15 protein-coding genes and 1 pseudogene are annotated in these 19,571 nt (G+C 65.2%); 7 read left to right on the forward strand and 9 right to left on the reverse strand.

All coding sequences use genetic code 11. The features are described from left to right. Positions 1-103: 103 nt before the first annotated feature. Positions 104-679, forward strand: a pseudogene (locus CKO33_RS06555) (transposase family protein); the annotation flags it as partial. A 174-nt stretch (positions 680-853) separates the two neighbouring features. On the opposite strand, the gene CKO33_RS06560 reads toward CKO33_RS06555, so the two are convergent. Together CKO33_RS06560 and CKO33_RS06565 are read right to left on the reverse strand one after the other, a co-directional pair. Next, positions 854-1,873 carry an IS5 family transposase gene (locus CKO33_RS06560; RefSeq protein ID WP_200180558.1) on the reverse strand — a complete coding sequence of 340 codons (1,020 nt, stop codon included), beginning with the start codon at positions 1,871-1,873 and terminating at the stop codon, positions 854-856. Positions 1,874-2,087: 214 nt separating this feature from the next. Further along, positions 2,088-3,107, reverse strand: a complete 1,020-nt coding sequence (locus CKO33_RS06565; protein ID WP_200180560.1) for an IS5 family transposase — start codon at positions 3,105-3,107, stop codon at positions 2,088-2,090. 141 nt (positions 3,108-3,248) lie between these two features. On the opposite strand from CKO33_RS06565, the gene CKO33_RS06570 reads away from it, so the two are divergent. From CKO33_RS06570 to CKO33_RS06590, 5 genes are all read left to right on the forward strand, one after another. Continuing rightward, positions 3,249-4,424: a glycosyltransferase gene (locus tag CKO33_RS06570; protein ID WP_200180562.1), complete on the forward strand. Its 1,176-nt coding sequence runs from the start codon at positions 3,249-3,251 to the stop codon at positions 4,422-4,424. 12 nt (positions 4,425-4,436) lie between these two features. Further along, positions 4,437-6,251 (forward strand): asparagine synthase (glutamine-hydrolyzing), encoded by a 1,815-nt coding sequence (asnB, locus tag CKO33_RS06575; protein WP_200180568.1) that lies wholly within the window; start codon positions 4,437-4,439, stop codon positions 6,249-6,251. Then, a complete protein-coding gene (locus tag CKO33_RS06580) occupies positions 6,248-7,360 on the forward strand; it encodes a glycosyltransferase (RefSeq protein WP_200180570.1) in 1,113 nt (370 codons plus the stop codon). The genes asnB and CKO33_RS06580 overlap by 4 nt, the downstream gene beginning before the upstream one ends. 143 nt (positions 7,361-7,503) lie before the next feature. After that, a complete protein-coding gene (locus CKO33_RS06585; protein ID WP_242472517.1) occupies positions 7,504-8,364 on the forward strand; it encodes a sulfotransferase family protein in 861 nt (286 codons plus the stop codon). Continuing rightward, the gene (locus CKO33_RS06590) at positions 8,351-9,472 is read left to right on the forward strand and encodes a glycosyltransferase (protein ID WP_274600739.1); all 1,122 of its coding nucleotides are present in this window, start codon (positions 8,351-8,353) and stop codon (positions 9,470-9,472) included. Before CKO33_RS06585 ends, CKO33_RS06590 begins: the two co-directional genes overlap by 14 nt. Here the strand turns inward: CKO33_RS06590 and hepT are convergent. Further along, positions 9,447-9,875: a type VII toxin-antitoxin system HepT family RNase toxin gene (gene hepT, locus CKO33_RS06595; RefSeq protein ID WP_200180574.1), complete on the reverse strand. Its 429-nt coding sequence runs from the start codon at positions 9,873-9,875 to the stop codon at positions 9,447-9,449. The two genes, CKO33_RS06590 and hepT, sit on opposite strands and share 26 nt — an antisense overlap. A 227-nt stretch (positions 9,876-10,102) precedes the next feature. Between hepT and CKO33_RS06600 the strand changes: the two genes are divergently transcribed. Further along, positions 10,103-10,819, forward strand: a complete 717-nt coding sequence (locus CKO33_RS06600) for a sulfotransferase family 2 domain-containing protein (protein ID WP_200180581.1) — start codon at positions 10,103-10,105, stop codon at positions 10,817-10,819. On the opposite strand, the gene CKO33_RS06605 is transcribed toward CKO33_RS06600, so the two are convergent. From CKO33_RS06605 to CKO33_RS06630, 6 genes are all read right to left on the reverse strand, one after another. Beyond that, positions 10,782-13,013, reverse strand: a complete 2,232-nt coding sequence (locus tag CKO33_RS06605) for a glycosyltransferase (protein WP_200180583.1) — start codon at positions 13,011-13,013, stop codon at positions 10,782-10,784. The genes CKO33_RS06600 and CKO33_RS06605 overlap by 38 nt on opposite strands. After that, positions 13,006-14,079, reverse strand: a complete 1,074-nt coding sequence (locus tag CKO33_RS06610; RefSeq protein ID WP_200180585.1) for a lysylphosphatidylglycerol synthase transmembrane domain-containing protein — start codon at positions 14,077-14,079, stop codon at positions 13,006-13,008. The genes CKO33_RS06605 and CKO33_RS06610 overlap by 8 nt, the downstream gene beginning before the upstream one ends. 140 nt (positions 14,080-14,219) lie before the next feature. After that, entirely contained in the window at positions 14,220-14,456 is a 237-nt protein-coding gene (locus tag CKO33_RS06615) for a zinc-finger domain-containing protein (RefSeq protein WP_200180586.1), read from the reverse strand. Positions 14,457-14,514: 58 nt separating this feature from the next. Continuing rightward, positions 14,515-15,438 (reverse strand): branched-chain amino acid transaminase, encoded by a 924-nt coding sequence (locus CKO33_RS06620; RefSeq protein ID WP_200180588.1) that lies wholly within the window; start codon positions 15,436-15,438, stop codon positions 14,515-14,517. A gap of 88 nt (positions 15,439-15,526) precedes the next feature. Next, a complete protein-coding gene (glnE, locus tag CKO33_RS06625) occupies positions 15,527-18,436 on the reverse strand; it encodes a bifunctional [glutamate--ammonia ligase]-adenylyl-L-tyrosine phosphorylase/[glutamate--ammonia-ligase] adenylyltransferase (protein WP_200180595.1) in 2,910 nt (969 codons plus the stop codon). Between the two features lie 60 nt (positions 18,437-18,496). Then, positions 18,497-19,570, reverse strand: a complete 1,074-nt coding sequence (locus CKO33_RS06630) for a type IV pilus twitching motility protein PilT (protein WP_200180596.1) — start codon at positions 19,568-19,570, stop codon at positions 18,497-18,499. Between the last annotated feature and the right edge of the window lies 1 nt (position 19,571).

Raw genomic sequence — 19,571 nt, forward strand, 5'->3', positions numbered from 1 at the left:
TGTTGGGTCTCGCTTGATTGTATACCGCATGATAAGGCCCCCCTGTTTCATGCGCGGGAGTGGTTGAGTATTGTGGCCGATGATCCAACGCAGGACTGACCTCATGGCGAGTACCATTCATTCCAACGCGCGAACGACCCCCCAGATCCGGCGTGAGCTCCAGGAGGCACCGTCCAGCGTCAGCGACCCTGAACTGGCGCGGCGGTACGGCATCACCCGTGCAACGGTGCGCAAGTGGCGCCGCCGGCGTACGGAAGTGGAAGACCGCTCGCACTGTCCCCAGACCCTGCACACGACCCTGACGCCGGAGCAGGAGGCGATCGTTGTGCAGGTGCGGGAAGTGGCCCTGCTGTCGCTGGATGATCTGCTGATCGTCGCCCGGGAATTCCTGAACCCGGATCTCACGCGGGCATCGCTGGACCGCTGCCTGCGTCGGCACGGGGTGGGCAACCTTCAGGCGCTCAAGCGTGAGCAGGCCACAGAGCCCGTGGAGCCGGGGCACAAGCCGTTTCGGGAGTACGTCCCAGGCTTTGTCCATGTGGATGTCAAGTACCTGCCGCAGATGGCCGACCAGCCTTCGCGCGGCTACCTGCTCGTGGCCATCGACCGCGCGTCGCGCTGGGTCTATCTCGAGGTGCGGCGCTCGAAGACCGCCGAGGCAGCGTGGGGCTTTCTGAAGGGAACCTCGATCAATGACTTTTCCGTCCGCCAATCCATCATACCCATGGGGGACCATGGAATCGCCTCCTGTGATCCAGCGTGTTGATCGGAACCCGACGGGTACAAGGTCACCCAATAGGGGTGATTCTGAAGTGGTTTTCTCCTCTCCATGACCCTGGATAGTCCATCCACCTCATGCGGCCACCCCTTGCAGGTAGGGCCACCGCCGGAGGTTGTACACGATGTTGTTCAGGCCGATCTTCAATCGCGCCCGGGCCAGACCGATGGTCCGCACCAGTTGTCCCCCCATGGCCGCCTGACTGGCAAACACGTGCTCCACCCGCGCCCGCACCTTGGAGCGTTTGTGATTGGCCTTCTGCTGCCGCTCATTCAGCGGCCGGTTCTTTCGGCCCCGGGCGTGGATATGGCTACGGTACCCCTGGCGGGCCAGTTGCTCTTCCCGTTCCCGGGATCGGTAGGTCGAGTCGGCCCATACGTCCGCGCTGGTGTTGTGCTCGTCCAGGAGGAAGTCGACCATCTGGCTGTCGTGGACACTGGCATCGGTCACCTCGAAGTGCCGGACCAGCTTGTGCCTGCGGTCGATGCCCACGTGGTTCTTGTAGCCGTAGAAGGTCTTGCCGTGCTTCTGGGTCCAGCGGGCGTCGCGATCCTTCTGCCGCAGCTTGTTGGGCTGGTCTTCCCAGCCTTCGGGCATCCCGCCCTGCTTGATCGCCTCGTTTTCCTTGCGGCGGTTGCGCTGGCGGGGGGCCTGAACCATGCTCGCATCCGCGATCTGCCCTTGCCTGGGGATGAAGCCGGCGGCCTCGATCTCCCGCATCAGCGCGGCAAACAGCTCGTCCACCAGGTCCAGTTCCTTCAGCCGCTCCCGGAACAGCCACACCGTCTTCCCGTCTGGTACTCGTCCCTCCGGGGTCAGGCCCAGGAAGCGGCAGAAGGAGTAGCGGTCCCGGATCTGGAACTCCACCTGGTCATCCGACAGGTTGTACAGGTGCTGGATCACCAGGACCTTGAACATCAGCACCACGTCATACGGCTTGCGGCCGGCCTTGCTCTTGCGGGGCTTGTCGTACACCTTGGCCAGCGTCGGCCTAAAGGCCTCCCAGTCCACCACGCGGTTGAGCTGGGGCAACGGGTCGCCCAGCTTCTCCAGCAGGGCGTACCGGTCTTCCAGGTCAAAGAATCCAGGCTGCATGGCGAGGGTTCATCCGTTCAGCAGGCTTTGGGGGTATAGGGAACTTCGATCAATGAGTTCCCTTTCCTCAAATCAGTCATGCCCGTTCAGGTTCATGGATTCATAGCCCATGACCTTGCGTGATGATCGGAACCGGGCGGTTATGCGGGCAACCAGGAGAGGTAATCGCGAGGCGGTTGCACCCCTCATCATAGCTCCGGATAGCTCATCCTCCTCATGCGGCCACCCCTTGCAGGTAGGGCCACCGCCGGAGGTTGTACACGATGTTGTTCAGGCCGATCTTCAATCGCGCCCGGGCCAGACCGATGGTCCGCACCAGTTGTCCCCCCATGGCCGCCTGACTGGCAAACACGTGCTCCACCCGCGCCCGCACCTTGGAGCGTTTGTGATTGGCCTTCTGCTGCCGCTCATTCAGCGGCCGGTTCTTTCGGCCCCGGGCGTGGATATGGCTACGGTACCCCTGGCGGGCCAGTTGCTCTTCCCGTTCCCGGGATCGGTAGGCCGAGTCGGCCCATACGTCCGCGCTGGTGTTGTGCTCGTCCAGGAGGAAGTCGATCATCTGGCTGTCGTGGACACTGGCATCGGTCACCTCGAAGTGCCGAACCAGCTTGTGCCTGCGGTCGATGCCCACGTGGTTCTTGTAGCCGTAGAAGGTCTTGCCGTGCTTCTTGGTCCAGCGGGCGTCGCGATCCTTCTGCCGCAGCTTGTTGGGCTGGTCTTCCCAGCCTTCGGGCATCTCGCCCTGCTTGATCGCCTCGTTCTCCTTGCGGCGGTTGCGCTGGCGGGGGGGCTGCACCAGGCTCGCGTCCACGATCTGCCCTTGCCTGGGGATGAAGCCGGCGGCCTCGATCTCCCGCATCAGCGCGGCAAACAGCTCGTCCACCAGCTCCAGTTCCTTCAGCCGCTCCCGGAACAGCCATACCGTCTTCCCGTCCGGTACTCGCCCCTCCGGGGTCAGGCCCAGGAAGCGGCAGAAGGAGTAGCGGTCCCGGATCTGGAACTCCACCTGGTCATCCGACAAGTTGTACAGGTGCTGGATCACCAGGACCTTGAACATCAGCACCACGTCATAGGGCTTGCGGCCGGCCTTGCTCTTGCGGGGCTTGTCGTACACCTTGGCCAGCGTTGGCCTAAAGGCCTCCCAGGCCACCACGCGGTTGAGCTGGGGCAACGGGTCGCCCAGCTTCTCCAGCAGGGCGTACCGGTCTTCCAGGTCAAAGAATCCAGGCTGCATGGCGAGGGTTCATCCGTTCAGCAGGCTTTGGGGGTATAGTGCACGGGATGGGGCGATTTTTCGAGGTGCCCTGTTGTATACTTGCGGGCCTACCCTCGTTTAATCATGCACGAACCCTCATCTCCCTGCTCCGGATTTCTCATGCTCAACGACAAGGTTAAACCCCCGGGCGCCCAAAGCCTGTCTTCACAAGTCTGCTTTTTCATTCCTAGCTTTGGGGACGGCGGTGTCGAAAGGATGCTCGTCAACACTGCCCGAGGCATGATCTCTCTCGGAGCCCGGGTCGACTTTATCGTCAACCAGACACATGCCCCTTATCTCGAACAACTCCCCGAAAGCCTCAGGCTGATTGAGCTTAAGGAAGACTCAAAAAGGAGCATCATCCGAAAGTTTCGCGAGTACTTAAAAACATATAAACCGGATGCAGTGATCTCGGCAAAAGGCAGAGATCACCGCATAGCAATAGCCGCCAAAAAGGTGGGTCCGCCTGAAACCCGGTTCTACTTTCGGCTCGGAACTGCGGTGTCCGCAAGAATCGATAACCGACGGATCCACCCCCTGAGACGTTGGTGGAAGCTTCGTGGTATCCGACGCCTCTACGCACAGGCAGACGGGATCATTGCCGTGTCCGAAGGCGTAGCGGAAGACATTGCACAAAGCGCATGTATCCCTCGATCAGAAATCACCGTCATCCGCAATCCGAACATCACACCGGAATTCTTCCAGATGGGAGCAGAACCACCGGAACATCCGTGGTTCGAAAACTCATCGATTCCCGTCATCGTCGGCATGGGAGGCCTTCGTCGGCAAAAGGACTTCCCAACACTGCTCCGCGCCTTTGCAAAGCTGCGGACCCATCGACCCGCACGACTGGTGATCTTTGGGGAGGGCCGCCAGCACGAGAGGCTGGAATCACTGGCGCGGGGACTTGGTATCGCCGAAGACGTCGACTTGCCCGGCTTCACTCGCAACCCCTATTCACACCTGAGTTGCTCAGCGATGTTTGTCCTCTCATCGCTTTGGGAGGGGTCGCCGAATGTACTGACCGAAGCCATGGCTTTGGGCACCCCGGTTGTCGCGACTGATTGTCACAGCGGCCCCAGAGAAATCCTGGACGGAGGTCGGCTGGGCAAACTGGTCCCCGTTGGCGACCCTGAAGCCCTGGCCCGGGCAATGCAGGAGACACTGGACCGGCCGTGGTCGACTAACGACCTTAAGGCAGCCACAGCAGAATACACGATGGAAAAAAGCGCCGGGCGATATCTGGATACCATGGGAATCGATATCCGAAACGCCAACAGCCACATTCAGAGATAAGAAAATTGTATCATGTGCGGTATTGCCGGAATCCTGATGCGCTCAAACGTGCCAGACCGAAACACACTCGAAACCACGGCACAAATGCTCCGCCACCGGGGTCCAGACGATTTCGGCATTCACGTGGAAGGGCCGCTGGGGCTCGTCCATACGCGACTGTCTATCGTGGACCTGAAAGGCGGTCATCAGCCCCTAGAAGGCCCGGACGGCCAACAGGTGCTAGTGGCCAACGGGGAGATCTACAACGACCCCGAACTGCGCGAAGTCCATGCTCACCGCGGCATCCAACCGCGAACCAGGTCAGACTCGGAAAGCATCCTGCATGCCTATGCCTTGAAAGGCATCGACGGTGTGGCAGACCTTCATGGCATGTTTGCCTTCGCCCTCTTCGACCGCAGGGACGGCAGTCTTTTGCTTGGCCGAGACCGTATAGGCATCAAGCCTCTGTTCGTCGCGCGCCTGCAGGATCGCATCGCATTCGCATCGGAGATCAAGGCCCTCCTGCCCCTGCTGCCCCGACAGCCGGACCTTGAACCGGGCGCCATTGCCCAGTTCCTCGAAAACCAGTTTAGCACCGGGCCTCACACAGTATTCCGGGGCATCGAACGCCTGGAGCCAGGGACCTGCCTGCGCATCAGCCCGGATCTGGACTGCCAATCGGTCCGTTACTGGTCCGCACTCAACGTGAAGACCCAGGATATTGGCCTCGAAGAGGCGACTGAAACATTCGAGTCGCTTTTCAATAAGGTGATCCGAGAACACATGCGCGCCGACGTGCCGTTCGGGCTGTTCCTGTCCGGGGGCCTGGATTCCAGCATTCTGGCCAGTGAACTCACCCGACGTATGAATACGCCCCTCCAAACCTTTTCCGTAGGGTTCAAGGGGGCCAGGATGGATGACGAACTGGATGCTGCCACAGCGCTTGCCAAACGGCTCGGCACTCACCACACCCCTATGGAACTGACCCGCGATCAAGTCTTTGGCCGGCTGGTGCACAGTATCTGGGCAGCGGATGAGCTGATGCGGGACTACGCCAATCTCCCCACCTCGCTGCTCTCGGAAACCGCGGCCCGAGACCTGAAGGTGGTGTTTTCTGGCGAGGGTGGGGACGAAGCCTTTGCCGGCTACCGCCGGTACCGCCCCTCCATGGAAAGGCGGCTCAAAGCCCTCCTGCGTCCCGGATCCGGCGGTTTTCGCACTCGTGGCCAGTGGAGTGGCCGCCAGGCTTCCCGAACCTTCGGTCCAGCCCTGCACCGCGCCATAAAAGAGACCAGACAGCCCTTCATCAATGCCTGGCAGGGCACGCCCGGGTACTGGTCGGACATCCAGCGTTCCCAGTACACCGACCTGACCACCGCACTCCCCGACAACCTACTGGTCAAGACCGATCGCATGACGATGGGATTCGGGCTCGAGGGGCGGGTGCCGTTCTGCGACCATCGCATCATTGAGTTCGGGCTCTCACTGCCAGACGAACTCAAGATCCGGGGTCGAGAAGGCAAGCATTTCCTCAAACACTGGGCCGAAAGCCGCCTACCCGCCACGCATCTAAGACAGCCCAAGCGCGGTTTCCATGTTCCAATCGGTGAATGGCTCCAGGGGGAATTCCTGGACCGCTTGGGCAAACGACTGACTAACAACCGGGCGGTGAACGAGTGGTTCCGCCCCGAGGGCATCAGTGCGCTGATCGAGAATCAGCGCCGCTTTGGTACGGCCAGCCGGGAGCTTTGGTGCGTGATGCAGTTTGCCATCTGGCACCGGCTGTTCGTGGAAGGCCCTATCCAGGTGCCTCGGACATTCGAAGACCCACTGGACTGGATCATATGACCGTCGCTAAAATCAGCTGTTTCTTTTCCACCTCCGGCCACAGCGGCGTGGACCGCATCATGCAGCGGCTGCTGCCGGCCATGGCCGCACGCGGTCACGAAATCACTCTCCTCAAGCTCCAGGACCACGGACCGCATCTCGAGTCAAGCAAAAACCTCTCCGTCGTCGAGTTACGGGCCAGCCATGTCTCTACCTCGCTGGGGGAACTGGTAAACCATCTGAAGGAATGGCAACCGAATGTCCTGTTCACCGACAAGGACAAAGTCAATCGTATGGCCCGCCGAGCGCGGAACCGTGCCGGTACGGATACCCGGCTCATTATGCGAAACGGCACCACGGTGAGCGTGGACCTGGCCCAGAGAAAGCCCTTCGACCGCTGGCTGCAACGCCGCTCCATGCGACTTACGTATGCCGATTCCGACGCTGCCCTCATGCCTTCCAGGGGCGCGGCCGATGACTTTATCTCCGTCACCGGCCTCCAGCCCGAACGGGTACAGGTCGTACCCAGCCCGGTGGTCTGCGACGAGCTCTTCGAGCTGGCCAGGCAGCCTGTGGAGCATCACTGGCTAAAGGACAAGCAGTACCCAGTGATTCTGGGGGTCGGCGAGCTCTGCGTGAGAAAGGATTTCGAAACCCTGATCCGGGCCTTTGCCTACACCCGGACCCACCGGCCAGCCCGGCTGATTATCCTGGGGCGCGGAAAACGACGGGAACGCCTGATGGCGCTCGCCGACGAACTTGGTGTGGCCGAAGACGTCGATCTCCCCGGCTTCGATCCCAACCCCTACCGCTACATGCGCCGGGCCGACGCCTTTGCCCTTTCTTCCCGCTGGGAGGGCCTAGGCCTGGTGCTGGTCGAAGCCTTGGCCCTTGGTCTTCCGGTGGTGGCAACGGATTGCCCCAGCGGACCACAGGAAATTCTACAAGGCGGACGCATCGGACCTCTGGTACCCGTTGGTGACGATCGGGCCCTGGCAACGGGGCTTGCATCCTTACTGGATAACCCACCTGACAAAAAGCTCATGCAGGCAGCCGTGGCTCCATACCACGTGCGGGCGAGCACCTCTGCCTATTTGGAGGCCATGGGCCTGGATACTTTCCCGCAATAGGCGGTTTGCTCGGACCTCGTGCATCTTCAAGACCGATACCATAAAATCCCCGCAACTGGAGCATGGGTCTACCAAGGGAGCGTCCTGTACCCACCAACTCTCGCTTCAATCCCAATCGAAACCAGGAGACATAATCACCCGTGATGCGCCGATTCTTCGTTGTTGGATGCTCCAGGTCCGGCACGTCTCTCGTCCAACATCGCCTCGCGATGCACCCAGACATTTTCTCACTCCCGGAAACTGACTTCTTCGGCCGCCTGCTCGGCAATCGGATCTGGACATTACTGGGCACAGCCGGTCTGGTTCGTAGGAAGGCGGCCAAACGCGCACTGACCCACCTTGGCCACGTCATGGAACGCCCCATTGAGAAGCCTGACTGGAAGCCTCTGATGTCCACCGCAGAAAATGTCACCCTTTTTATCGAATCGATGGACCGCCTCGCGAGCGAACAAGAATGTTCGGCATGGATCGAGAAGACGCCAAAACACTTCCGCTACATCCCCCAGATCGCCTCTTACATCCCGGATGCTCAATTTCTACATGTTGTACGGGAAGGACGTGCCGTAGTCGCATCAATCCGTGATCGCGCCCAAAAATACCCAGCTGCCTTTGGCCATCAGATGGATCCGCGTTACGGGATCCGCTTGTGGAATGCCGCCGTGCGCCGTGCCGCTAACCGATGTGCGCGGGGAAAGGACCATTTCATTTTCTACGAGGATTTCTGCAAGGACCCTGAGCGGGCCTTGCGCCAGGCCTGCATGTTGTGGGGCCTAGCATATGATGCCCGGATGCTGAGTGATCAAGGTGCCACCCATTCTATCGCGCGCCCGGAGGAAACCTGGAAATCCAACGTTGCCCACAACATCAAGCCAGCCACCTCGAAATTCGAGGAGGTATTCTCCGAATCCGAGAAAGCCTTCGTGGAAAAACACCTGGACTGGGCTGCCTATGAATCGCTCCGCCACTGCGTGGAAGCCAGAGAAACCCGGCATGCCTCGCCCTGACTCACAACATTTACCCATCCTCCTCTCCCTCTCCGGTGAAGGTGGCGTGGAACGCATGGTCCTGAACCTGGTTCGCCAACTGGCTTTGGAGGGTTACGGGATCGATCTGCTGGTGATCCGGGAGGAGAGCCGTCACCTGGCGGATCTGCCCGCGAACGTGCGCATCATCCGCCTGGGGACGCGGCACGCCGGCCTGGCGGTACAACCCCTGACCCGGTATCTGCGCGCCCACCGCCCTTCGGTGCTGCTGGCGGCCAAGGACCGGGCCGGGCGGGCGGCCCTGAAGGCGGTGCGACGGGCGGGAACGGGTACCCGGGTGTTCATCCGCCTGGGCACCACCCTGTCCCAGGCCCTGGAGGGGCGTTCGTGGGTGCGTCGCTGGTTGCGCTACCGGCCCATGCGGCGCTGGTATCCCCATGCCGCCGGGATCATCGCCGTCTCCCGGGGCGTGGCCGACGACGTGCGCCAGATCACGAACCTGCCCCGGGAACGGCTGCACGTAGTGCGTAACCCGGTGATCACCGCGGACCTGGACTCCCGGGCCATGGCCCCGGCCCCGCACCCCTGGCTGGAGGACAAGGGCGATCCGGTCCTCCTCGCCATGGGCCGACTGACACGGCAGAAGGACTTCCCCACCCTGCTGCGGGCCTTCGCCCGGCTGCAACAGGCACGCCCCACACGGCTGATCCTCCTGGGGGAAGGCGGGGACCGGGAGGCCCTGGAGGCCCTGGCAAAGACACTGGAGATTTCCGAGCGGGTGCACATGCCTGGGTTCGCCGCCAATCCCTACCCCTGGCTGGCCCGGGCCCGGCTGTTCGTCCTCTCCTCCGCCTGGGAGGGCTCCCCCAACGCCCTCACCGAGGCCATGGCACTGGGGGTGCCCGTGGTCTCCACGGACTGCCGCAGCGGCCCCCGGGAGATCCTGCAGGGGGGACGCTACGGCCCCCTGGTTCCGGTGGGGGATGATGCAGCCCTGGCAGAGGCCATGGACCGGGTCCTCGGCAACCCGCCGGATCCACGGCAGATCCGTGAGGCCGTGGCGGAATACCGCGCCGAGACCAGCGCCCGGCGCTACCTGGAGGTCATGGGTCTCGAAGCCCCGCAATGAACGCCTCCACCTGCTCCACATAGCGCTTGTAGTCCCGCAGACAGCTGCCGATGGAGCGATGCAGGATGCGTCGGTCCACGTCGTTGTAGTCATGCACCAGGATGTTCCTAAGCCCGGCGCTGGCGGCGATCTCCCGGGCGAATTCCGGGGTACAGAGCCCGACATCCGCCAGGGCGAGAAAGGTGTCCCGGTAGGGTGCGTCGGGCGGGAGTCGTTCCGCCAGCAGGTGTTCGTTCACGCCCACGGCCCGCATGACGATCCGCTCGATGATGCGCTCCACGGCGGCAAGGCGGATATCATCGGCCAGCAGTTGGTCCAGGGTCAGGTCCTTGAAGCGCAGCAGATGCCCCAGGTCTTCGCCGATCAGCTGCAGTTTGCGGCGGATGAAGTCCTCACGAATCATGCAACTGCTGCTCCAGCCAGCGCAGGTCCGCGGAATCCACGTAGTCCCGGAAGGCATAGGCCCGGTACTCGCAAAAGAGATCCGGGTCCCCCAGAGACAAAGGCCCCGGGACAGCACCTCGTAACGCAGCAGGGGATCGGCCGCCTCCAGGCGGATCTATCCCCGGTGGACACCCGCAGCCCTGGGCTGGATACTTGGCCCCCGCTTCACCGTCCCGATGATCCGCCATGCTGCTCTCCCTGAAACACAACTTCCTCTTCGTGCACATCGCCAAGACCGGCGGCACCAGCGTGCGCGCGGCCCTGTCCCGCTACCGCTACCGGGGGCGCCACGGCCTGCCCCTGTTCCTGGCCGACAAGCTGGACCAGATGACGGGACACCGCATCGGCGCCAAGTTCCCGCGCCATGCCAAGGCCATCGCCGCCCGGGAGATGCTGCCGGCCGAGGTGTACGACCGGCTGTTCAAGTTCGTCTTCGTGCGCAACCCCTGGGACCTGCAGGTGAGTTCCTACTTCCACATCCGCCGGGAGCGGCCCCGGGTCCTGGAGGGGGTGGCGGACTTCGAGGCCTTCATGCGCCTGAAGTTCGACCCGGATCGCCCCTGGAATTACCTGCTGGACACCGCCCTGGAACTGCAGCGGGACTACGTGGTGGACCTGCACGGGCGCACCATCGTGGACTTCATCGGCCACTACGAGAGCCTGCAGGCGGACTTCGACCAGGTATGCCGGCGCATCGGCCTGCCCGGGATCCCCCTGCCCCACCGCCGCCGGGCCGAGGGCCGGGACGACTACCGCCGCTACTACAGCGACGAGACCGCCGCCCTGGTGGCGGAGCACTACCGCCCGGACATCGAGCTGTTCGGTTACCGCTTCGATCCGCCCCAGAACCCGGAAGGGGGGGATCTCACCCCGAGCGCACCCGGCGCGCGTTCAGGGCCATGAGCCGCCGGTAGAAGCCGGCCACGTCCTCGCTCACCCGGAGCACGTCGTAGTCCCGGGCGAAGGCCCGGGCGCGGGCCGCCAGGTCCTTGCGCCCCTGCTCGTCCTCCAGCAGACGGATCACGCGTGTGCCCCACTCGGCCACGTCCTCCGGGGTCTTGTAACCGTTGACCCCGTCCTGCACCACATCGTCGATGCCGCTGGCGCGCACCGCCACCACGGGCAGCCCCGCGGCCATGGCCTCCAGGATCACCATGCCCTGGGTCTCGGACTTGGAGGCGAAGACGAAGGCATCGCAGATCTGGTAGTAGGCCGGGATGTCGGCGGGTGCCACGGAGCCCACCAGCTCCACGCAGTCCTGCAGCCCCAGCTCAGCAATGCGCCGCTCCAGCCGCGTCCGCTCCGGGCCATCCCCCACCATGAGCAGGCGGAACGGCGCGCTGCTGTGGCGGCGCACCCAGGCCAGCCCCTCCAGCATGAAGTCGATGTTCTTCTCCCGGCCCAGGCGGGACACGCTCACCAGCAGGGTTCCGCCGCTCCCCCCGTGCTCGCGCCGCAGCCGTTCCAGGGTGCCGGGATCCGCCTGCTGCATGGCCTCGCAGTCCACCCCGGTGGGACGCACCAGGATCTGCGAGCGCACGCCGATCACGTGCAGGTACTCCTCGGCGGAATAGGTGGGCACCACCACCCCGTCGCACTTGTTGGCAAAGTGCTCCACCAGGTAATGGGCGATGAAATTACGGAACAGCAGCCCCGGCAGGGGCACGTAGTGGGCATACTGCTCCAGCCGGGTGTGATAGGTGAACACCACGGGGATCCTCAGGCGGCGGCCGATGAACAGCCCCAGGGAGCCGAGCCAGAAGGGATGATGCACATGGATCACGTTGGGGCGGAAGGCGCGGGTGGCCACAGCGATGCGCGTGGAGAGGACATTGGCCAGGCGGAAGTCGCCGTTTCGCCCCCAGTTCAGCAACGAGGGCACCCGCAGGACATGCTCCTCCTCGTCCGACTCGGTGCCGTATTCCGGGGCCACCACCAGCACCCGGCCCCCCTGGCGCTGCAGCCCGTGGGCCAGACGCTGGATGGAGATGGGCACCCCGCCGATGAAGGGCAGATAATTGTTGGTGAACATCATCACCCGCAGGGGCTGGGGCGTGTCCTCGGCGGAGGGATGGCTGAAGTCCCGGTAGTAGTTCTTCTCCATGAACACGGCCTTGTACAGCCGGATGGCCACCAGGGCCACCACGCACACCACCAGCAGGAAGTTGAGATAGCCCACATAGAACAGGGAATAGATGAGGAACCACAGCCCCTCCAGCATGCGCAGCAGGCGGCCCGGGGCCTGCTCCATCTTCACCGGGGAGACGGTCACCCCCTGGGGATCCACCTCCACCCGGACAAAATGGTAGAAGCTGTCCTCCCCGCTCAGGAGCTGACCGCCGCCCCCGCCCGTGGTCACGAACGCCGTCTCCCCCACCCTGCGACGGTCCAGTACCCGTTGCGACGGGGAGAAGACCGCCGCCACCGGGTGCTTCGCCACCAGGGCAAGGAAATCCCCGAGGAAATCCGGATGCCGCGCCAGTCCGGAGGCGCGGGCCTCCCCCTGGCGCTGGACGGGCAGGACCGGTTCCCCGAGGAAGACGAAGGCCCGTTCCCCCCGCGCCCGGACCGCCTCCAGTTCGTCCTCGAACCAGCGCAACTGCCAGGCCAGGGGGGTCTTGCCCGTCACATCCAGGAAGATAAAGCGCGCACCGCCCGCCGAGAAGGAGTAGAAATACGGCCCGAACATGTCGTAGAAGCGGAAGCTGCCGAACTCGCTCTCCTCCTCCCCGGCGAAGGTGAGCACATAGGGGATCTGCAGACGCTGCATGGAGCCGTAGAGGGCCTGGTAGTTGTCCTCCCCGCCCCCGCTGACCACATTGCCGGCGGAAACCAGGAAATCCACACCGGAGCGGTTCAGTGCGGGGATCATCCGCCGCTCGAAGACCCCGATGGAGTTGCGCACATTCCCCACCACGGCAAAGCTGAAGTCCTCCCGCCCCTGCAGATCGGCCTCGATGTGCTCGATCTGGCGGGCGTGCAGGGCCTCGAAGGTGTCCTTGAAGAAGCTCAGGTAGAGCTTGTACCCCAGCAGGCCCAGCAGGGTCAGGAGGACGACAAAGAAGGCGAGGCTGAGGAGGCTGCTGCGCCTAAACATCCCGTCCCGACCGCCAGGCCAGCACCTGGATGGCATCCCGCTTGAGGATCAAAAAGCCGATGAACATGCCCAGATAGATGGTAAGCAGGCGCCAGCAGAAGGTGACCAGCAGGACATGGCCCGGGGCCACCAGATTGGAGAAGAAATGGGCAAAGGCCCCCTCGGCGATCCCCGAGGCCCCCGGTGTGGGGGCGAAATACATGACGAAGGTGGTCACCGTCTGGATCCCGATCACCTGCAGATAGTCCAGATCATAGCCCAGGGCATGGAGCAGCACCGCCGGGAAGGAGAACAGGCTCAAAAGGAAGATCAGGGTGAAGAGCACGGCCAGCAGGCGCGCCCCGCCCCGCCCCGAGAGGAAATCCAGGAAACCGCGATGCAACAGCACCAGCTCCCGGCAGAGGCGAAAGCGCAGGCGCCGCGCCCGGGGTTCACGCATCAGATGCAGGCGCGCGGCCAGTTGCAGCAGCCGGGAAACGGGCACCAACAGCCAGCGGCTGCGGAAGATGGCCACCGCCAGCACCCCCAGGTAGGCGGCGATGAAGGTCACCAGGTACAGGGTCAGGCGCGTGGACCAGTTCAGCGCCTGGGTGAGGAAGTCCATGGAGAGCAGAAACACCGGGGTCAGGGAGAAGATCACCAGCACCGCCAGGGTGGTGCGGATGGTGGTGGCCGCCGCCGCCGTCCCCAGGGGGACGCCGGCATGGCGCAGATACCACACCTGCACCACCCCGCCACCGGTGGCCATGGGGGTGATGTTGGAGACGAAGATATTGACAAAGACCAGGCGCACCAGCATGGGCAGGGGCACGCGGTGGCCCAGGGCGCGCACCGTGTAGTACAGGCGCAGGCCGTCGGCGGCAAAGTAGACCAGCAGCAGGGCCGCGCACAGGACCAGGTTCTGCGGCGCCAGCAGACGGGGATCGAGGTGCAGGGGGCCCGCGTCGAAACGGTGGTAGACCAGGGCCCCGCCCAGCAGGGTGAAGGCCACGAACAGGGTGGAGAAGATCAGGAACCGGTTGTTGCGAAAGAGCAGCCGGATCTGGGCCTTGCCCGGAACGTTCATGGGGCGGATCCCCTGGAGGAGATGGATTCGATGGCGGGGGCACCAAGGCGGTGGCCAGGCCGTGGACCGGGCACGGGGCGCCCCTGGGACCGTCGTCCCATGCCTTCCGTCACGGCGCTGCATGGCGGGTTCGCCGGGGCTCACGCGCCGTGCCCGCCCCCCTCTTCGAGGATGAACTCGGTGCTGCAGTAGGGGCAGAGGATGCGCCCGTCCGGGGCATCCTCGATGGGCAGGTAGACCCGGGGATGGGCATTCCACACGGCCTCGTCCGGCCGCGGGCAGCACAGGGGCAGGTCGGCGGCGGTCACGCGTACGCGCCGGTGCCGGCAGGCCGGCGAGTAGCGGCCCGGCTCCAGGGCCGTCTGCGGGTTGGGCATCGTCACACCCTCCTGAGTCGTCTTCCAGCGTGAAGGCGCCGCAGATCCTGCCGCGGCATCAGAGGTAGGCCAGCCAGTCCTCATGCTTGGGATGGCGGCCCTGGACCACATCGAAGTAGAGCCCCTGCAGGCGCTCGGTGATGGGGCCGCGGCCCCCGTTGCCGATGCTGCGCCCGTCCAGTTCGCGGATGGGGGTCACCTCGGCGGCGGTGCCGGTGAAGAAGGCCTCGTCGGCCGCATAGACCTCGTCGCGGGTGATGCGTTTCTCCCGCACGGGGATCCCCACCTCCTCCGCCAGGGTCATGATGGTGCGGCGGGTGATGCCGTCCAGGGCGGAGGTGAGTTCCGGGGTGTAGATCACCCCGTCGTACACCATGAAGAAGTTCTCGCCGCTGCCTTCGGCCACATAACCCTCGGTATCCAGCAGCAGGGCCTCGTCGCAGCCGCAGCCCAGGGCCTCGTGCAGAGCCATCATGGAGTTCATGTAGTTGCCGTTGGCCTTGGCCTTGCACATGGTCACGTTGACGTGGTGGCGGCTGTAGGAGGAGGTCTTCACCCGGATGCCCCGCTCCAGGTTCTCCGCCCCCAGGTAGGCCCCCCATTCCCAGGCGGCCACGATCACGTGCACCTGGAGGTTGTCCGCGCGCAGCCCCATACCCTCGGAGCCGAGGAAGCACATGGGACGCAGATAGGCACTGGCCAGGCCGTTCTCGCGCACCGCCGCCCGTTGCGCCGCGTTGAGCTCGTCCGGGGTGTAGGGGATGCTCATGCCGAGGATATGGGCCGAGCGGAACAGCCGCCGGGTATGATCCTCCAGGCGGAAGATGGCCGGTCCGCGTTCGGTGGGATAGGCACGGACCCCCTCGAACACCCCCATGCCGTAGTGCAGGGTGTGGGTGAGCACGTGCGTCTGGGCCTCGCGCCAGGGCACCATCCTGCCGTCATACCAGATCACACCGTCGCGGTCGGCCATGGTGGACATGAACTCGTTTCCTCTTGCTTGTCAGGTCATCGGGGCCCCGGTGGGGGTCGGATGGACGGCGTCCCGGGCGTGCAGGGCGCCGCCCGCATCAGTGCATCAGTGTCTTCCAGATCTGCCGGACCCGGTCGCGCTCCTGGCGCCAATCCTCGCCACCGACCCGTGCCGGCTGATCCTGCAGGGTGAGCTCGTGGATGCGGTCCCGGAAGGCCCGGTAGGTATCCATGAGGAACAGGGCGTCCTCCCGGGGGATCAGGCCCGTCTCCATGAGGGTCTCGAGGATGCGGACATTGTCCGGATAGGTGGTCAGCCCCGGGTGGCGATCCGCATGGGCCAGGACCAGATATTGCACCATAAATTCGATATCCGCGATACCGCCGGGGTCCTTCTTGAGATCGAAAAGGCCGGGATCGCGGCTGGCATGTTCCTTCCACATCTTCTCGCGCATCTCCCGCACCTGGCGCCGCAGTTCCTCCGCATCCCGCTGGCGGGACAGCACGCGGGCGCGCATGGCCTGGAAGGCCTCGGCGATGCGCCGGTCCCCGGCCACGGGGCGGGCCCGAACCAGGGCCTGGTGCTCCCAGGTCCAGGCGGAGTGCAGCTGATAGTCCTCGAAGGCGTCCAGGCTCACCACCAGCAGCCCCGCGGCGCCGCTGGGGCGCAGGCGGGTGTCCACCTCATAGAGGCGGCCGGCGCCGGTGAAGGCCCCGAGAAAGTGCAGCACCCGCTGCGCCAGGCGGGCGAAGAACTCGCTGTTGTCCAGGCTGCGCCCGCCATCGGTGCAGGCCTGTTCGCCCCGGCTGTCATGGAGAAAGACCAGGTCCAGGTCCGAACCATAACCCAGCTCCAGCCCCCCCAGCTTGCCGTATCCCACCACGGCGAAACCGGGGGTGTGGGTCTCCCCGTCCACGACACAGCGGGGCCGGCCGTAGCGGGCCACCATCTGCTGCGTCACCAGGGTCACCACCTTCTCCAGGATCACCTCGGCGATCCAGGTGAGATGGTCGCTCACCTGCATCACCGGCAGCACGTCCATGATGTCCGCCGCCGCCACCTTGAGCACCTGCACCTGCTTGAACAGGCGCAGCCGGTCCATCACCTGCTCCAGGTCGTCCAGGGGCACCTGGACCAGCTCCTCCTCCATGGCCGCCGCCAGGCCATGGCGGTCGGGCGGATCGTAGAGGCTGCGGGGATCCAGGAGCTCGTCCAGCAGCAGCGGGTGCCGGGTGAGATGTTCAGCGATCCAGGGGCTGGCCTGGCACAGCCGCGCCAGCTGGGACAGGGCCAGGGGGTTCTCCACCAGCAGGGAGAGATAGACCGAGCGCCGGGCAATGGTCTGAACCAGGCGCAACAGCCGGTCCAGGGTCACGTCCGGGGCCTCCAGCCCCGACAGCAGTCCCAGGATCAGGGGCATGAGCCGGTCCAGGCGACCCCGGCCGGTGGCGGTGAGGGCACGGCAGGTGCTGCTTTCGCGCAGCTGGTCCAGATGCTCCAGGGCCCGGGCAGGTTCCTCCAGGCCCAGTTCCTGCAACACCCCCAGGGCCCGTTCCCGGCCCAGGCCGCCCCCCCAGAGGGCGGCCAGCTCCCGATGGGTCTCGGTCTGGGAGGAGGCCTCGTCCTCCTCGTCCACCCGCTGCGGCGCGGCGAAGACCTGCTCGAACTGCTCATGCACCCACTGCATGTGCCGCTCCAGGGTCTGGTGGAAGGCCGGCCAGTCGTCGAATCCCATGGACCGGGCCAGACGCAGGCGGGCGGCCGGCTCCGTGGGCAGGCAGTGGGTCTGCTGGTCCGCCACCATCTGCAGGTGGTTCTCCGTGCGCCGCAGGAAGGCATAGGCCTCCAGCAGCTGTTCGACGGCATAGGCCGGGATCAGGTCCTGCTCCGCCAGGCGCCGCAGTACGGGGACGATGCCCCGCAGCTGCAGGGAGGGATCGCGGCCGGCGCGGATGAGCTGGAAGGCCTGGCCCACGAACTCCACCTCGCGGATGCCCCCCGCCCCCAGCTTGATGTCCGCCTCCTTGCCCTTGCGCGCCGCCTCCCGGTTGATCAGGGCCTTCATCTCCCGCAGGGAGGCGAAGGCGCCGTAGTCCAGATAACGACGATAGACAAAGGGGCGCAGCAGGGCCTGCAGGTGATCGGCGCTGTCCCGGTCACCGGCCACGGCCCGGGCCTTGATGAGGGCGTAACGCTCCCATTCCCGGCCATGGCTCTCGTAGTAGTCCTCCAGGGCGTCGAAGCTCATCACCAGGGGACCGGCATCGCCGAAGGGGCGCAGGCGCATGTCCACGCGGAAGACGAAGCCGTCGGCGGTCTGCTCGTGCAGGACCTTGATCAGGCGCTGCCCCAGGCGGATGAAGAACTGCTGGTTCTCCAGGGGCCGTGCCCCGTCGGTCTCCCCGGGCTGGGGATAGGCGAAGATGAGGTCGATGTCGGAGGAGAAGTTGAGTTCGCCCCCACCCAGCTTGCCCATGCCCAGCACCACCAGGCGCTGGGGGATGCCGCCGGCATCCCGGGGCTCGCCGTGCCGGCGCACCAGGTCCGCGTGCAGCCAGTCCAGGGCGGCATCGATGAGCCCCTCCGCCAGGTGGGTGAGATCCGCCAGGGTCTCCTCCAGGGGGGCGGCCCCAAGGAGATCACGCCAGGCGATGCGGCACATCTCCCGGTGGCGCAGCCGGCGCAGGGCGCGCATCAGGTCCGTCTCGTCGCTGACCGTCTCCAGGGCGTGCCGGATGCGCTCCCGCAGCCCCTGACCCGACGGGTCGGCCTGGTCCAGGTCGCCGGAGTGCAGCAGCTCCAGGAACAACGCGGGGCGGCGCACGGCGGTGCGGGCCACGAAATCGCTGTGGTACCAGAGGGACCCCAACCCTTCCGGCCAGGGCCCCGGTTCCAGCCCCTGGGCCCTGCAGGCCTCCAGGAAATCCGCCGCCAGGTGGCGCACCCCCTCGCGGGCCGCTTCGGGGACCCCTTCCAGGGGCAGTTGTTCGGGGGACGGCAGGGTCATCCCCTCAGCTTACCCGCAACGCCGCGCCCAAGACCATACCTGCCGGAGTCCCTGTTGAACTCAGGGGGCGGGTGCACCGCGCTGGCGCACGGCCTCAAACTCGGCCTTGTCCAGGGCCTGGTGATAGGCCTCGGCCCCGGTGATGACCCCCGCGTCCAGGAGCCGGCGCAGGGCGGCGTCCCGGGTCTGCATCCCCACCAGGGCACCGGCCTGCATGGTGCCCAGGAGCTGATCGGTGCGCCCCTCGCGGATGAGATTGGACACCGCCGGGGTGTTCACCAGCACCTCCACGGCGGCCACACGCCCGCGGCCATCGGCACGCCGCGCCAGCTGCTGCGAGATGACCCCCCGCAGGGAGGTGGAGAGCATGGCCCGGATCTGGGACTGCTTTACCGACGGGAAGGTGTTGATGATGCGGTCCATGGCGGCGGCGGCGCCGTTGGTGTGCAGCGTGCCCAGCACCAGGATGCCGGTCTCGGCCGCGGTCACCGCCAGGGAGATGGTCTCCAGGTCGCGCATCTCCCCCACCAGGATCACGTCCGGGTCCTCCCGCAGGGCCGAATGCAGGGCCTCGGCGAATCCGGGGGTGTGCAGCCCCACCTGGCGCTGACTGATGAGGCAGCGCCGGCGTTCGTGGAGGAACTCGATGGGGTCCTCGATGGTGAGGATGTGGCCGCGGCGGTTGCGGTTGATGGCATCGATCATGGCGGCCAGGGTGGTGGATTTGCCCGATCCGGTCTTGCCCGCCACCAGGATCAGGCCGTTGCGCTGCATGGCCAGATGGCCGACCACCGGCGGCATTTCCAGTTCCTCCAGGGACAGGGTGCGATCCGGGATGGCACGGAACACCACGGCCAGGCCGTTGAGTTGGCGCAGCAGGTTGACGCGAAAACGGGCCAGGCCCTCGATGGCGTGGGCGAAGTCCGCGCCGTCCTCCCGCTCAAAGACCTCCCGGGCAGTGTCGGGCAGGATCTCCGCCACCACGGCGTCCAGTTCGGCGGCGGTCAGCGGCTGGGTATCCAGTTGCACCAGTTCGCCGTTCAGCCGGATGCGCGGCGGGCTCCCCGCCACCAGGTGCAGGTCCGATCCACCGCGCTCCACCAGGGTGCGCAACAGGCTCTCCGACTGACGCATC

The sequence above is a fragment of the Ectothiorhodospira mobilis genome, assembly GCF_016584115.1.
GTDB classification, from domain to species: domain Bacteria; phylum Pseudomonadota; class Gammaproteobacteria; order Ectothiorhodospirales; family Ectothiorhodospiraceae; genus Ectothiorhodospira; species Ectothiorhodospira mobilis.